Source organism: Granulicella sp. dw_53 (genome assembly GCF_018449545.1).
GTDB lineage: Bacteria > Acidobacteriota > Terriglobia > Terriglobales > Acidobacteriaceae > Edaphobacter.
The window spans coordinates 1-15,825 of record NZ_JAAVUR010000019.1 but is presented as its reverse complement, the minus strand read 5'-3'; the positions used below and the strand labels follow the sequence as shown (position 1 = coordinate 15,825).

At 56.3% G+C, this 15,825-nt stretch carries 9 protein-coding genes and 1 pseudogene; 2 read left to right on the top strand and 8 right to left on the bottom strand.

Annotated features, from left to right (window positions below; all coding sequences use genetic code 11):
- Positions 1–32: 32 nt before the first annotated feature.
- From HB393_RS21950 to HB393_RS21935, 4 genes are all read right to left on the bottom strand, one after another.
- The gene (locus HB393_RS21950; RefSeq protein WP_255551501.1) at positions 33–983 is read right to left on the bottom strand and encodes an alpha/beta hydrolase; all 951 of its coding nucleotides are present in this window, start codon (positions 981–983) and stop codon (positions 33–35) included.
- 122 nt (positions 984–1,105) lie between these two features.
- Positions 1,106–1,300: a hypothetical protein gene (locus HB393_RS25395; protein ID WP_255551500.1), complete on the bottom strand. Its 195-nt coding sequence runs from the start codon at positions 1,298–1,300 to the stop codon at positions 1,106–1,108.
- A gap of 289 nt (positions 1,301–1,589) precedes the next feature.
- Positions 1,590–4,556, bottom strand: coding sequence for a sensor histidine kinase (locus HB393_RS21940; RefSeq protein ID WP_213807356.1), 2,967 nt, complete (start codon positions 4,554–4,556; stop codon positions 1,590–1,592).
- Positions 4,557–4,756: 200 nt separating this feature from the next.
- The gene (locus HB393_RS21935) at positions 4,757–6,721 is read right to left on the bottom strand and encodes a PQQ-binding-like beta-propeller repeat protein (protein ID WP_213807355.1); all 1,965 of its coding nucleotides are present in this window, start codon (positions 6,719–6,721) and stop codon (positions 4,757–4,759) included.
- Between the two features lie 794 nt (positions 6,722–7,515).
- Here HB393_RS21935 and HB393_RS21930 point away from each other — a divergent pair.
- A pseudogene (locus HB393_RS21930) lies at positions 7,516–8,330 on the top strand (IS5 family transposase).
- Positions 8,331–9,318: 988 nt separating this feature from the next.
- On the opposite strand, the gene HB393_RS21925 reads toward HB393_RS21930, so the two are convergent.
- Together HB393_RS21925 and HB393_RS21920 are read right to left on the bottom strand one after the other, a co-directional pair.
- Positions 9,319–10,626 (bottom strand): prolyl oligopeptidase family serine peptidase, encoded by a 1,308-nt coding sequence (locus HB393_RS21925; protein WP_213807354.1) that lies wholly within the window; start codon positions 10,624–10,626, stop codon positions 9,319–9,321.
- A 35-nt stretch (positions 10,627–10,661) separates the two neighbouring features.
- Complete coding sequence (locus HB393_RS21920) at positions 10,662–11,645, bottom strand: mechanosensitive ion channel domain-containing protein (RefSeq protein ID WP_213807353.1); 984 nt, start codon at positions 11,643–11,645, stop codon at positions 10,662–10,664.
- Positions 11,646–12,472: 827 nt separating this feature from the next.
- Between HB393_RS21920 and HB393_RS21915 the strand changes: the two genes are divergently transcribed.
- A complete protein-coding gene (locus HB393_RS21915; protein WP_213807352.1) occupies positions 12,473–13,375 on the top strand; it encodes an IS110 family transposase in 903 nt (300 codons plus the stop codon).
- 1,483 nt (positions 13,376–14,858) lie between these two features.
- On the opposite strand, the gene HB393_RS21905 is transcribed toward HB393_RS21915, so the two are convergent.
- Both HB393_RS21905 and HB393_RS21900 read right to left on the bottom strand, forming a co-directional pair.
- A complete protein-coding gene (locus tag HB393_RS21905) occupies positions 14,859–15,233 on the bottom strand; it encodes a hypothetical protein (RefSeq protein WP_213807350.1) in 375 nt (124 codons plus the stop codon).
- A 339-nt stretch (positions 15,234–15,572) separates the two neighbouring features.
- The coding region (locus HB393_RS21900; RefSeq protein WP_213807349.1) for a hypothetical protein at positions 15,573–15,825 on the bottom strand (253 nt) is incomplete at its 5' end.

The window sequence follows — 15,825 nt, the reverse complement described above, 5'->3', positions numbered from 1 at the left end:
TTACCCTATCCTGAGGGTGCAATGGCGATGTGTCAATCTGTGTGAAGCAACTGCTGGGCGCTCATCCAATCGAGGAAGAGCTGGGGCCATGCTGCTGCTGATTTCGGCCCCCTGCTGCGGATGCCGAAACCATGGCCTACGCCGGCGAAGACGTGGAGCTCGGCGGGCACCTGAAGCTTTGCGAGAGCGAGATAGAGTTCGGGCAGACCCTGTGCAATGTTGATGCGATCGAGGGCTCCGCAGGCGAGGAAGGCTTTCGGGGTGTCAGCTGTCAGTCGTGGATCGTCAGGAATGGCGGGGTATAGGAGAGCCTGGAAGGCCGGTTTTGAACTAATTCGTTCGATTGGATCAGTGGCTGCAGGCTGGCCGGTGTCGTAGCGCGTACTGGCGAGTGCGGCCAACTCGCCACCTGCTGAAAAGCCCATGACGCCGACGTGTGCGGGGTCGATCTTCCACTCGCGGCTGCGGCTGCGAACGACACGGATCGCGCGTTGCATGTCACCGAGTTCTGTGCCTTCGATGGTGTAGGCGGAATCTTTGGCGCGGGCGAGGCGATATTGCAGGACGAAGGCCGCCACGCCGTGACTGCTGAGCCACGCGGCCACGTTGTAGCCCTCATGGTCGATCCAGATCTCGCTGTGTCCGCCGCCGGGCGCAACGATGACGGCTGCTCCGGTGGCGGTGCCGGGCGCGGGAAGATAGGGCGTGATCGAGGGCACCTCGACGTGCGTGATTACGTGTTCGCCTTCCGGCGTGATGCGAAGAGTGCTTTGCGGGCTGGCTGCTGGATTGGACTCCGGTGCGGCTTGTGTCCAGAGCGGAAGGGCGGCGTGCACGTCTGCCGCCTCGCCTGCGAGCGCGGTGGTGATGACGGCGAGAGCAATCGATAGCGCAGGCTGGCGCAGATTCATAGGACTCCACTCGAACTTGCCACGGCGCGAAATTAGTTTCTGCGGCGCAATAAAGCCTACACGCTCGGGCATAGGATGCGGATCCGACTTTCGACGGATTAGGATTATGTTGATGCGCGCTATGCTGATCCTGGATCACTGCTCGACCCGAAAGGCTCCCTGCCATGTCTCTTCGCGTTACTCGCCGCGACTTCCTAAATGATGCAGGTATGGCTGGTGCGGCGTCTGCCCTGCGGCTCGATCCACTTGCGTTGAAAGGCCTGGTGCGTGGCTCGATACCAAAGCGATCTGAGTACGGAACTTGCGGCGGGAGAGCGGCCAAACCAGATCGCCGTGCGGGTGGATAATTCGCGGCAACCGAACTGCCGCTGGTACTCCGGATCAGGCATCTATCGCCACACATGGCCCCGCGTGACGAACCCCTTCATATTGCGCAGTGGGGAACCTGCATCCGCGCACTTGAAGTTACAGCCGAGCGCGCGATTGTGGAACATCACGGACGCGGTTCGCAATGAAGGCGTAACCGACTCGGAGTTTATCCTAATGAGCAGATTGAGAATGCGGCCGGTGCGATGCAGCGGATTGCAACGAGGCAGACGGGCCGGATCGATGACGCTCAAGGCAACCAGCCCTGCGCTGGGTCGGCACAAATCATGCTTACATCCGGAGCCTAAACCTTTAGGCCATGGTCCAGCGCCGACCTTGCGCGGACTTCGATTCGAGGACAGCGCGGCTGATAGTGAGTTCGATCTCCGTCCCTCTTCCGGGCTTGCTGTGAAGGACGAAGGTGCCTCCTATGCGCTCCATGCGTTCGCGCATGCCGGTGATGCCATAGTGGCCTTCAGAGGGGATCTCAGCCACGACGAAGCCCGCGCCATCGTCGTCGACGAGTAGGCTCAGGCGCGGGATTTCATACCGGATCGCCACCGTGATGCTGCGCGGATGGCCGTGCAGCATCGCGTTATAGATAGCCTCGCGGACGATCATCAGCAACTCGCGCGCGATGGCTCCGGGCACGAAGAAAGGGACGCCTTCTTGTGAGAGATCGACAGCGGTTCCAGAGTCCTTGCAGGTCTGCGCCACAATCGCAGCGATGGAGGTGTTGAGGTCAATTGTAGAGCCGTCGTCGTGACGTAGGTTCCAAACTGCGTGGCGCGCTTCGTCGATCGTCGTCCTAACCTGCATGCGCGCATGATGGAGCAGATCTTCTTTCACCTTGCGATCTTCGGTTTTGAGGCTTGCCACGGCTTCGAGGAGTGCCGAAACGCTGGTGCAGCCTTGGATAACGGTATCATGCATCTCGCGTGCAAGCCGTCCGCGCTCGTCAAGGACGGCGCGAAAACGCAGACGTACCTGATGCATGCGCAGCCTATAGATGGCCCAGACCGCAAGCAGGATGGTCGCTGCGCTCAAGGCCAGGAACCACCATCGCTGCCAGAGGAATGGAGCGCGTTGGACGTCGACGTGGGCCTCTGTCCTGTGCGCGGGGTTGCTGACATCGAAGGCTTGCACAGAGAAGCGATAGTGGCCTGCCGGAAGATTGGTGTAGAAGGCTTCGAGGTTGGTACCTGCGTAGACCCAGTCTTTGTCGAAGCCTTCGAGCTTGTACTGGTAGCGAATACCTTCCTGCGGCCTGAGGGACAGGGGCGCATAACTGAAGGCGAGTCGTGCCATGCGAGAGGGCAGCCAGACGGTCTGTGCTGGTGGAAGAATTCGACCATCAAGGGTTACAGTCTCCAGAACTACTCGCGGCATGGTCAATATTGGGGAACCTTCGAGCCGGACATGGGCTGCGCCCTTACTACTTGGAAACCACACGCTATCGTCCGGATCGAGGTAGCCAGAGGGTTGCCTGCCGCCATACATCTGCGCACCTTCGGCTCCATACGGCATGGTGTACACCGACACGGCGAGATGCTCCGCAGCGCCTGGAGCGTCGTGGAGTTGGCGCTCATCAAGAGACGAGATGGTGTTCGGTCCACTGAGCCAGAAGCGGCGCTGACCGTCTTCGAGGATCTGATAGATGCTGTTGCTGACGAGACCCTGCGCGATGGTGAAGTGGGAGACGCGGCCGTCCTGGTAACGAAACAGACCGTGGTCTCGGGTGCCGAACCAGAGGGTGTGGGTGGGGTCTTCGTAGATCGACCAGACCTTCTCATTGCGCAGGGCATCCGTAAGGAGATCGTGGACAAAACTATCTTGATGCCAGTGGCTCAACCCCTGATCGGTGCCGATCCAGATGTCTCCAGCGTGATCCTCGAAGAGAGCGCGGGTACTGAAGTAGACGAGGCCATCCTTCATCGTGAGCTTCTGCACGCCTTGTGCCGCCATACGACTGACGCCCTCGTCGGTTGCTACCCACATGTCGCCGTGGCGCGTTTCCATGAAGGCGCGGATGAAGTTGTTCGTGAGCTCGTGCGGAGCGCAGTAGTGGACGACGCCGCGCGGCGTGATGCGATACGCTCCAGTGCCGTCGGTGCCCACCCATAGGTCGCCGTCGCGTGCACGGAAAATGGTTCGCGGCATTACGTGAGGAAGTTCTGCGAAGACGTAGGGCCGTGCGACCCCATCGCTGATCTTGTACACGCCAGAGGCAACGACCCAAAGGCTTCCGTTGACGTTGTCGGAGATGGTTTCGAAGTCTGCATCGGAGCCATGGGGGAGAGGCACGACGCGCACTGGTGTCCTGCTCAGGCGGATCAGTCCGCCCTGGATGCCGAGCCATACTTGGTGGCTGCTGTCCTCAAAGATCTTCAGGACAGTGTTGCCCGGCAAAAGGCCCTCTGGATGCGAGAAGATGCCGCTCTTATAGGTCCAGACACCATGGCCGATGGTGCCGATCCAGAGGGTTCCGTCGCTCGTCTGCTTCAGCGTTCGTACGGTGCCCTGCAAGGCGGGGACGGGTTCGAAACGGTTGCCGATGAGTCGCTCCAACCCACTGACCGTGCCTACCCACACGGTGCCATCGACAGTTTGCAGGACGGTCTTAACGCGGTTGCTGCTGTAAGAGCCCGGCAGGTTGTAGAAGTTCGTCTGCCCCTCTTCGATCGAGAGGAGCCGCGAGCCTCCAACCCATACTCTTCCGGAACGATCTTCGGAGAGTTCGTGTACGGCGAGCGGACCCATGGCGTCGGCCTGCTCGACACGCTGGACGTGGTCTCCTCGCACGCGAAAGAGACCGCCGTCAGTGCCGACCCAGATGGTCCCTTGACGATCTTCGAGCACGCTGCGCACGAAGCCGTCGGTTAGGCCCTCGGATGCGCCGAAGTGTCTGACGGTACCATTGAGCAGGTGCAACAGGCCTCCGCCTTCGGTCCCGATCCAGAGGCCGCCATCCTGGGAAGCGGACAGGCAGAAGATACTATTGACGCCCGGCGAAGGCAGTGTGTTCGAACCGTTGAGCAGGAAGCGGTTGCCATCAAAGCGTGTCAGACCGCCGGTGGTGCCGATCCAGAGATAGCCGTCACGCGTCTCGGCGAGTGCCTGTACGGTGTCTTCGGGGAGCCCATCCTGGACTTTCCAAACGCTGCGGGTGTACTGCGGCTGTGGCTCCAAAGCTCCGTAGAGCGGACGCGCTGTGAGGAGGCAGAACGCGGCGCTCAGCAGGAGGGCACAGGCTAGCTCCAGATGTTTGCGCAACGTCATGGGATGCCTGCCCTTCATCGCTTTGACGATACCGCATTCGTTCCATGTTGGGCATTGTCGATGCTGATTGCAGGACGGCACTCGTTGATTCGAATGCAGCGGATCTGGGACGATATGTGCGGGATTAACTACAACAACTTTTCTCGACTCCACGCTAAGACTCGTCGTTCAGCGTTATCCGCGGACCCCACTTCAAGGAATCAGTGGTCTGAGGAGTTGCTCGCTTTGCGTCCGGCTTTTGGTTTGAATGCAAGAAACACGTTGCCAGATGTTTGCCCAAACATGTTGTAGCCTGAGTTGACGAACAGAAGACCATTAGCTGCTGAAATTGAGGCAGAATCGATCGCCCCACCTCTGCCAGCGACCCCGTTAATACCTTGATAGGTGATCGAGGTATCGAACTTCCACAACAGTTTGCCATTCCCGCCGTCGAGCACATAAAGATACCCGTCCAGTGCTCCCTCGACCACAGCGCCATCAATGACGGCTGGCGCTGCCGACATGCCGATGTCCTTCGCGCAGTTTGGAACGCGTATTTTTCGATCTCCTTCGCAATCGGGCTCAGTGGCAAAGTTCCATCGAACTTTGCCACTATAGGCGTCGAGCGCGTATAGACCGGACTTAAACGGAGAAGGCGGAGGTTGATTTGGAAGCAACGAATCCAGATAGGCGTCGTTGACCGCGGAGATCGGGGCATATACGGTGTTATCAGCAAAGGCAATACCCCAATGTATGCCTCCCAGCGGGCTGCCTCTGCCAAGATCGTTATGCCAGAGAAGTCTTCCAGTGGATGGATCGAGTGCCCAAACGGTGCCAGATTTCTGGCCGCCGAACATCGCCTCCTTGCCCCCTTTCAGGGAAGCAAGGATCATCGAGGCGCCGAAGTCCACGTCTCGATAAACAGCATCCTTGACGCAATTTAGTTGGTCTGGCTTTGGGTGAGGACCACAACCATACAGATAAATGTCGTTGTTCGTACCCTGATAGCTCCATCTCTCCTTGCCGTCGGCGAGCCCGACAGCGATAATAGCGTCCGTATTCTTGCTGACTGGCGGTGAATTCGATTCGCCGGTGCCGAAGAAGATAACGCCCTTCTCCTCGTCCACGGCTGGTGACGACCAGATCGGCGCCCCGGAAGGTCCGTACAGATATTTTCCGTCACCGCGATCGCGGATCGGCTTGGCTTCCTCCATCGTGTCGTACCGCCATTGTTGTGACCCATCCTTTGGGTCCAGCGACACCACATAGCCGTGATTTGTGCAACAGCTCCGCTCGTTCGGTTCGGCAACAAGAATTTCGTACTGAGAGATCGGGACAATGATCCGATCTTTCAGTACGACAGGCGTTCCCGTGGCCAGAGAGTAGGGATAGGTTCCAATATGCCTGGTCCATATTTCCTTACCTGTCTTGGCGTCGACCAAATAGGCGGTGGTATCGGAACCCGAGAATGCGATAACACCTCGACCGTCCGCCAGGGCACCATAGCTAGCGCTAGTGCGGAGGGCCGACTTGCTTTTCGTTTTGTAGATCCACTTTACGCATGGCTTCAGGGGCTGCGACACATCAAAGGCATAAACGGAACGTGCATCGGCCACCGGCAGGAACACGGTATTACCGACGATGGCGGGTTGGGTGCGCATCGTCATCCCGCCAGGAATCGCGATTGCCCAAGCGAGCTCCATGTTAGACAGATCCGCCTTTGTAAGACCCGCCTGTCGTGCGGTCAAACTTCGAGTGTTCCGTTTATCGAAGCCAAAATCAGTTACTGGCGCCGCGCTGCTAAGGTCGACTGCGCGACGGTCGGCCGGGCACATCATACCGTCAGACCAAGTGTCCTTGGGAGGAGCCAACTCTTTTCGTCCCAAAGTCAGATAACGGATTAGATCGGCGCGCTCAGTCTCCGTTAGACCCGAGCCCTGCACCTTCATAATTCCTTCCGTAAGTGCATCGCTGATTGCTGCAACCGTCATCGTATTGAGTGCCGCCTTGGATGGGGCTCTCGTGGCATAGGGACGGTCATGGCAACCGGCGCACCGATTGTTGTAGATGATTTCGCCAGGGCTCAACGCCGTTTTAGGCTCTTGACTTACGGCGTGGTGATGCGCGCCGGAAACAACAAGCAGAGTCACAACTTGTAACGAGGAGAACAGTTTCCATGGTGCCATAGTCTATTTGCGCTCATTCGCGTTCTTGGGGACAAGGCTACTGAGCAAATCTACTCTCTCATAGAATAATATTGCTTACAAAGGTTCTGCCCTTTAGGGCAGTACTTACTTTTTTATGGTGGGCCATAACACTCAATTCAACTTATAGGTAACAAAGTTGCATGGTTTACGAATGTGTTAGTTAAACTGCAAGCTCTCCGCCTACTCTGACGATTTGTAAGGTTGTTGCTTATGACTTCAAAGTACTTATTTGCTCTACATCACGCCCGATAAAATCTCACCAAGCAAAAAACAAATAAGTTCTTTGTTTATTCCATACGAATAACGGCGCAATTGCGAATGCAATGCTGCCGAGCATCTCATCCTAACCACCGAAATGTCTCCGGATTAGCGAACCTGGCTAAATAAGCGATTTCTGGGCTGGGGTTTGTGCGTCTGCGTGTGCAGGGAGCACCCTCCGATCCCGCAAACCAACAGCGTATCCGGCTCACCCATCACCGTCCATTTGGTTGAGGAAGCAGGATGGCTCGCGGAGAGCCATCCTGCCACTGTTTACAGATCGTGTCCGAAGATGTGCTTCACTGCGAACTGAACCTGGCGCGAATCGTTCGGCGTGTTTCTCGTGTTGGTGATGGAGGCGAAGTTGCTCGCCGTGGGTGTGAGGGATCCAGGCTGCCCGAAGTTCGGCGTGTTCGTAATGCTGAACGCTTCTGTGCGGGACTCTAGAGTCTGTTAGGGACTTTGTACCTGTCTAGGTTCTTTGCGCGGCTGGATTGTTTGTCGAGCATGGAAGGATGGCTGGCAAGGGATTTGAACCCTATCCGAGTGATGTGACGAACGAGGAGTGGGCGTTTGTATTGCCGTATCTGCTGCTGTGCCGCGAGGACAGCCCGCAGCGCAAGCATGATCTGCGCACGGTATTTAATGCGGTGCGTTATGTGGCACGGACGGGCGGACAGTGGCGTTTTCTTCCGCGCGAGTTTGGCCCATGGTGGGTGGTCTATCAGCAGATGCAGCGCTGGTTGAAGGCCGATTGCTTCAACCTGTTGGTGGCAGATGTGGGCTCCCTGTTACGCGAGTGGGCGGACGCAAGGGTCAGCCGACCGTGGTATGCATCGACAGCCGCACACTGCAATCGACGCCCGAATCGGGAGCGCGGGCAGGCTACGATGGAGCCAAGCGGCGCAAGGGCTCCAAGGTTTACATCGCGGTCGATACGTTGGGACATCTGCTGGCCCTGACCGTGACACCGGCCGATCAGGGCGACCGCGAGCAGGTGGCCGCGCTGGCTGAACAGGTGCAGCAAGTAACCGGCGGCACCGTCGAGATGGCGTATGTCGACCAGGGCTACACCGGACCGAACGCCGCCGAAGCCGCTCAACAGCACGGCCTGCGACTGGAAGTCGTCAAACACCCCATGGCCAAATGAGGCTTCGTGCTGCTGCCAAGACGATGGGTGGTCGAGCGAAGCTTCGCCTGGGCAGCCCGATTCCGACGCCTCGCCAGGGACTACGAACGGCTCGACACAACCCTCAAAGGTCTACACCTGCTCGCCTTCGCCACCCTCATGCTCAGAAATCTGGCCCATACTCTCACGTCAAGTCCCTAACACCCTCTAGAATGCCACTCAAGGGAATGTGCCACTGCTTCTGGAGCCCTACGTCTCCGCGATGGAAGTTCGGGCCGTTTGCCTGTGCCGCTTGACCACCGAAGGCGAAGAGTTCGTTCGGTCCAGTGGCGACAGGTGCGTTGGTGAGAGCCGCCGCGTTCACCCAATGGTTAACCGTATGCGCGCCGTTATAAAGCTTCGAGGTGTCAACGAGAGCGTAGTTGCCTGCACCGTTGTTCGTGCTGGTTGCCCCGGTGTCGTTTTTCCTTTACCTGTAGAACGGCTTTGATGAAGACAAAAGACTTAAGCGATTCCTAAAGGTGTAGAAATTTGCCTTAGCCTGTAGAAATATTCCTTTACCTGTAGAACAATTGCGCATGCCATTTTCATGGCAAAAACATCCGTAAAGCGGAACAAAGATACTGCGAGCGATGCCGACTGGCAGACTGCGAGCCAACGCGAGAGCGCGCTCAATGAGCGCCGGGAACTCTTTCCGAACTTGGTGGGTCAGAGCCGATTGGTACACCGCGGTCGCGTAGTTCTGGGATTCGAAGAGAGGCTAGTGTTGTAAGGCTCGAGTGGAACCGTCTTCGCTAATGCTTCATAAGACAAATCAATGGCAACTGCCACCCTCAATAGGCCTTCATAGGTTCTGGTAAACGATAAGTTGTAAGACACGATAGACGACCCTCTCCCTTCGCTCTTATCGCGTATCTCAGTTAAGGATCGCAGTCTGTATGCTTGCCGACTTAACCGAAAGTACTGTGCCGTTGTGCTTGACCCACTTCACAACTAAATTAGCTGACGTTCAGCCTACCCCTGCTTACGCTTCCATCGCCCAGGGGCATTGGGCAAGCGCAGTCCCATCCTTTCCAGTCTGGCTTCAATATGCATGATCGCTGCTTATCTCCTGAGCGAGAGCTAACGTCCTACACGGCTTTAGCCTTGCGGGACGGCGAGTTTGATGACGAACCTTGTGCATCGGGCGTTACCGCAATGTTTGATCGAGCCAGTTGAACACATGAAGATCGCGCAGCCCGGTTCCCTTAGGCTCACAATGCAAGTCGGCCCCATCACTCTCGGAGAAATGGACCAACATCTTCGGTGATTTCACTAAATCGTAGAGTTGTTGTGATTGGCCAGGCCAGTACGTTTCATTTGCGGGCGCAGTGATCAGCAATGGGCAGGTGATCCGATCGGCGACTCCTCGCAGGTTGTATTCCGATACTGCTTTGTAGGTATCGAAGTACGATGAAAATCCGAAAGGCCTCATACGAAAATTGAGGTTTGCTTTCGCCCCGGGGCTCAAAGCCTTCGCCAAAAACCCATCGAATTCAGCCTTTCGTCCAGCATTCAGCAGAGCGAGCAGTGGCGGAGGCAGGCTGGCGGTCCAGGAGGTCGAAACGTCGACTACGCCCGGATCGGCGATGGCGGCTGCGATTCGCTTTTCGAATGCGACAGCACGAGGCACCCAGTATCCCCCCTGGCTGATTCCCTGAATGGCTATTCTCTTCGGATCGACATCGGACCTGGAGACCGCATAATCGACCACTGGCGAGATTACCTTCTCCCAATCCGGCCGAAAATAAAGCTTTTGCTTCCAAAGGGCGTAGCCTTGTCCTGGGCCATCGAACATCAGGCAATCGTATCCGCGGGCCAGTGCTCCGGCGCCGCCCCAGAGCCACATATCCAGCAGGGAGCCGTCGCTGCCGTTAGAAAGAATCAGCAGCGGACGTTTCTTTGATTTACCTGCTCCCCGGAGGAAGAATCCATGAAGTTCAGTGTTTTCGTAAGGGACCTTCACTGGCTCGATTGCCGGTTCAAACAAAGGCATCGCTTTCAGCCAGCAGGCGTACAGCGACTCCCAGGTGGCCAGGAACCGTGTCGGATCTTTGGAACCATCGACAAAGTAGGTTGCGCTGTCATAAAAATTCTGTGCCCAGAGATAAGCCTGCCTTGCGCTTTCTTTGTGGCCATGGCTTGCGGATCCTTCCGCCAGTTGCCGGGCTTCATCGCCAGCCTGCATGAACGCGAGGTACGCACTCTCAAAGTTCCCGTCTTCAACCTGTCGAGTCAGATAAAGCACCTTCCCGACGTTGCCCCCGCAATGGTAGGCACGTCCGAGACTCGTGAGAAAGATCATTTCAAACGTCGGGTCTTTGAAAAAGTAATGATGGGTCGGCTTCGATCCTCCGGCCGAGCTGTCTGATTTCTGGGCGTAGGCCCCTTGACTCATCCCTAAGCCAAATAACGTGGTCGTGAGCCCGAGACTGAATTGCCGACGATCTGCTCTCATCTGCTCCTCCTGCATACAAGTTGCATTCCGAACCCTTACTCTGGAGGAACCCCCCGACCGGCAGTTCCATTGCTCCTCCAATGAACTTCCAATTGAGGCAAAGGCAGTTCAATGTTCACTTCTTTGAAACGCTGCACGATCTGAAAATAAATATCGCTACGCAGCTTCGCAAAATCGCTGGCACCTTTGACCGTCCAGACTCGAAGCGTGAGAGTGATCGAACTTTGGCCAAGCTCAGCGAGGATAACCTCGGAGGCCGGGTTCTCAAGGACGTCTGCGTGTTCCGCCGCCAATCCGAGCAACACCCGGACGATCTGTTCCACATCGCTGCCATGAGCAACCGACACCGGAATGGAGACCCGAATCTTGGGATCGCTGGCTGTCCAGTTAAGGATATCTTTCGTGACGAACTCGGAATTCGGAATCACCAGTAGAGCGTTGTCGGAGGTCTTGATCAAGGAACAACGAGTTCCAATCCGCACTACTTCACCGGATTTGTTTCCGAATTCGATCAGGTCGCCGATGTGAATCGGCTGCTCGACCAGGAGAATGAGGCCCGCAATCAGATTGCTGACCAACGATTGAAGACCGAACCCGATACCCACTCCCAACGCGCCGCCGAGAATGACGAGCGTGCTGAGGCTGATCCTCTCAACATGGATTCCTATGAGGATACCCGCCACATAGATAAAGAAGGAGACGAATCGGACAAGAATGTATTGCCGATGCTCTCCAAAGTTAGGGTTGTGGCGTATAAGTATCCGAATCACATATCGCGAAAACCGGGAGAGAAGGGATAGAAATACCAGGAACAGAAAAACCTTGATCAGAAACCAGACTCTGACCGGCTTGCCGCCGACATAGAAGAGTGTCCTCGTGAGAAAGAGGCGAGTGTCTTCATCAAGCAGTCCGAGAAGCGAAGGAAGCAGCTTGCGCTGCCACCACGCACTCAAAATAATCAAACCGCAGAAGAGTCCTCCTAGTGCCGCGTAGAGCCTACCTGCGGTTGAGATGCGCATGAATGTCTCCAATGGAACGCGTCGGCCGAATATGGCTGTGCATCGATTCTAAATGGGGCAGCGGCTTTGTACTTCGAGCGGCCAGCGGTGGGGAAATCGGTCTCGGCGCAAACGTGTTTACACACGGCAAGGGGATCGACCTCAAGCCGTAGCAGGTCGAACAGTTCCGCACGGCTGCGCCGTCGGAGGTGACGATTATGTTGCAAACGGCGAGCAGGTCCAGCTTTCCCCGGAGTCTGGACTCCAATCCCGACCAGTCTCAAAGTAAGCTTTTCCGCTTGTTAGCTTTTACATTAATAAATACCCGCCCGACCTCGTAAAGCAGCATCTGAGTCAAAGCCGCTCCTCAGTTGGCCAGTGTGAATGGGCTGACCCAGAGGGGTAACGCGGTGGAAGCCACCGTTCCAGGCTACTGCGCGTCACGCGGTGGCCAGACACAACCCAGAGGAAGTTACTACTTTGGCTATGGTGAACGCCTCCTCACGTAAAGGATCAGAGGACGTTTCGCGCGAGGGGTTGAAGGCGGTGGAAATGACGGCCTGATGGGAAAAGAGGAAAACATAAAGCCGTTTCCCTCTCTTCTCACAGTCCTTGTATCTTGCGGTTTGAGGCGTAATGCTTATTTACGTTTCGGCGGAGAGGCCGTACAGTCCTGAGGCCAGTGCAAGCTGAACCTGCTCCAAGATCGGCCCCGTCCCTCTCTTTATGACGCCGTGGAGAATCGGAGGCCTTTTGAGCCTACATGTTCAAGGTTGGCGAAAAGAGCAAGTCCGTTCGAAGCGGACGCGGGACGGTGCCGGAGCTCAGAGTAACGCCGGAGGAGAGCGATGAGCAAGGAATCTGTTTCCAATCATGTAACGGTGTATGCGGGAATTGATGTGAGTGCGGCGACGCTGGCCGTGGCAGTTCAACGAGAGAATCGGGAGGGGTTCGAGCAGCGGGAGTCTGCCAACTCGGCGGCGGGCCACAAACAACTAATCGGTTGGTTGCTGAAGGGAGGAGAGAGGGGCAGAGTGTCGCTAGAGGCTACGGGAGTCTATTCGCCGGACCTGGCGATGGCGCTGGATATGGCACCGAGCATCGAGGTCGCCGTCCTGAATCCCAAGATGGCTAATCGATTTGCTCAGACGCTTCGCCGATCAAAGACAGACGCAGCCGATGCAGTGGCGCTGGCCGAGTATAGCCGGCGAATGCAGTTTGTCGCTTGGCAGCGTCCCGGTATGATCGCGTTGGAGTTGCGTGCGATTAGCCGGCATCTCGTCGCGCTCACCGACGAGCACACGCGATTGAACAACCGGCTACATGCAGCTGAGGTATCGGCGACGACGCCACGCTGTATTCGTCAGGATCTGAAGCATTCGCTGGATGGGCTGAAGAAACGCATCCTGCGACTACGCAAGGCGGCACTGTCGTTAGTCGATCAGAGTGAGGAACTGAAGCCGAAACTCAAACAGCTGATCGGAATTCCAGGAATCGCTGAGACCAGCGCACTGCAATTGCTCGGTGAGCTTGTGGCGCTCGATCCGAAGATGACCGCACGCCAGTGGGACGCACATAGCGGACTCGATCCGGCAAACCAGATCTCTCGCAGCTCAGTCTACAAGCCCTCGCGAATCAGTCGGCATGGAAACCGGTACCTCAGACGCGCACTCTATATGCCGGCCCTTGTCGGCGTCCGCTTCGACCCCCCACCTGAAAGCCTTCTACCTGCACCTGCAGGCCCGCCATAAGACCAAGCTTCAAGCACTAATGGCGGTCTCCCGCAAACTACTACATGGCATCTTTGGGATCTTCAAGAACGGTACATCCTACGATGGAGCGATTTTTGGCATTGAGAGTGTCTTCGCTTTATGTTTGTCCTCTTGTCTGATTCATCCCGCAGCTTGAGGCTCTAGGGGCATATGCCACACCTTAGCCGTCAATGAGCTTCCATCCCAGCAGCCGGTCTCAGATCCGGACGTTACAGCGGAAAATCGCATCCTTGATTCAATCTTTGGAAAGCGCCCAACCGAGTTCCAACTGGCCATGATGGTCGAGGAGGGCATCCCGATCAGTAGTGTCGAGATACTGCGCAATGAAGGCCTGACCTTCAGTGAAGTTCATGGCGTCGTCTTACCTGCTCGGACGCTCAAACATAGGAAAGACAAGAAGCAGCCCTTATCCCCGGAAGAGGCTGACTGCACTTTGCGTATCGCCAAAATTCTTGCACTGGCCGATCGCGTGTTTGGCAATCACGACAAAGCGTTGCGGTGGCTCAGAGTGCAAATCGGGGACTGGAAGGCCGCTCCCCTTTGGATATGCTTCGCAGTGAAGTCGGCGGAGACCTTGTACGCCAAATGCTCTATCAGATCGATGAGGGTATCTTCGTTTGATCCTATACCGTGTCAGTAACCACGCAGACCTGACTGGAAAGGAGGCGAATTCGCAGATGGCCGATGGCATACACGCAATCAAGGTCGGCGTGTCGTGTATCTTTCATACCACCCAGCACTTTGCCTCTTAGAAAACAATCGTCTACGTTGGGCGCGACGACGAGATGCCGGACACCTATCAGCTCCTCTCAGTTGAGATTCCGGATCATCTCATCGAGCCAATTGATTCAAGTTCGCTCCCTCAACAATGGTAGGCAGACATCACTATCACCCAAAATATTGGGAACAGCCGGCTGTCGGAATCGAAGAAGGTTGGGTTGCTTGTTCCATCTGTAATCGTGCCGGTGGCGAAGAACTGCATTTTCAATCCATTAGTGTCAGAGGCCCACAATATTAAGCCCCAGGTTGTGGGACGCTTCCCTTTCGATAAGCGCCTTCTCTCACGCTAGTCAGCCCATGAGAAAATCGTGATTGTTTGCGGTTCCCTTGGAGGAGATTGCCTATGGTTACTTTGTCAAAGTTCGATTAGCCCTCGGTGGAGTAACTTCGGTACCGGACAACAAGCTCGGATCTGCCAGCTTTCCTTTGATGAGAATCAGGCTGAAGCCTGGAAACGAAACTGGGTGCGGACAGACATAGCCATCAGCCTCGCTCATCGACGGAAACCCTCCTAATCTCCATCAAGCGGGCAGACCGGGTGCAAGCAGACAAGGGTTCAAGCTTTCGCCCAAAGAGATCACGACCACCCGTGCTCTACGAAAACGGGATTATCTCGACACGCTTCCACATGCGCGATCAAAACCATCTATCGCGCCCTCAAGCCTGCCTTGAGCTACAGGCGCTACACATAAAGTTTCCCTTTCTTGAGCTGTCCAACAGACACTGGCCATTCATCGGCTGATAGGCTCTGATCGGTTCTCAAGTCGGTTCTCGGCGAGCGAGATTCCTTTGCTTTGCGCGAGAACCAGATACCCACTATTACCAGCAGTAGACCGAACACCGACCAAGTGAGAACTGCGTGGCGCTTTGCTATACCGGTGAGTCCGTGTACGAGTTGGGGGCCGTAAAAGATAGTGATCAGCGCGCAGACAAGGAATTGAATGAACTTGCCCACAAACATCGCAGTGGCAAAGAGTGCCGGGCGCATCTCGAAGACATCCGCGGCGAACTCGAATACCTTGAGCAGCGTCGGCGGGGGCAGCATCGCGGGAATCATGACGGCCAGGAACTCCTAGTCGAACGGCTGCGAGACAGCTTTGAGAACAGCCTCAAACCAGTGATCGAAATTCCTTCGCGTACAATTTTTGACGTTTGGTGTAGTGACCCGTAGTAGCGCGGAGTATTCCAGTCGCGTCTCGCGAAGAATAGCTGTAGCAAGCCGCTCAAAGACGGCATCATCAGTCATTCAGATAGCTTGCGAAGGGTAATCATTGGGTCATGTCGTTCGTACATCTAGTAGTCTGCCGAATTCCCTCACCGACACCCGATCCTCCAACCCGGCAGGACTTCCAGCAAAAAAGACAGAGCCGTTCTGAGGGATCTCAGTGCCTACAGCTTAATGATTTCCAGCGTCATATTGGTTCGGCGCGCCAGGAGTGGGAACGCTGTTGAAGACCTGAGATCCATCGGAATGAGTCCGTGTCAATGGAGTTGTGATGCTGATGCCGCTACCCGAAATCTGAGTGCCAGCGGCGTGAGCGCGACCGAGGGGTGCGACAAGTGTGATGGTTGCGGCGCCACGGCCTCTCACCGAAGAGACAACCGCCGTTTCGGCATTTGCTCCTTCGTCGATCGTGATAGCCTGGCCA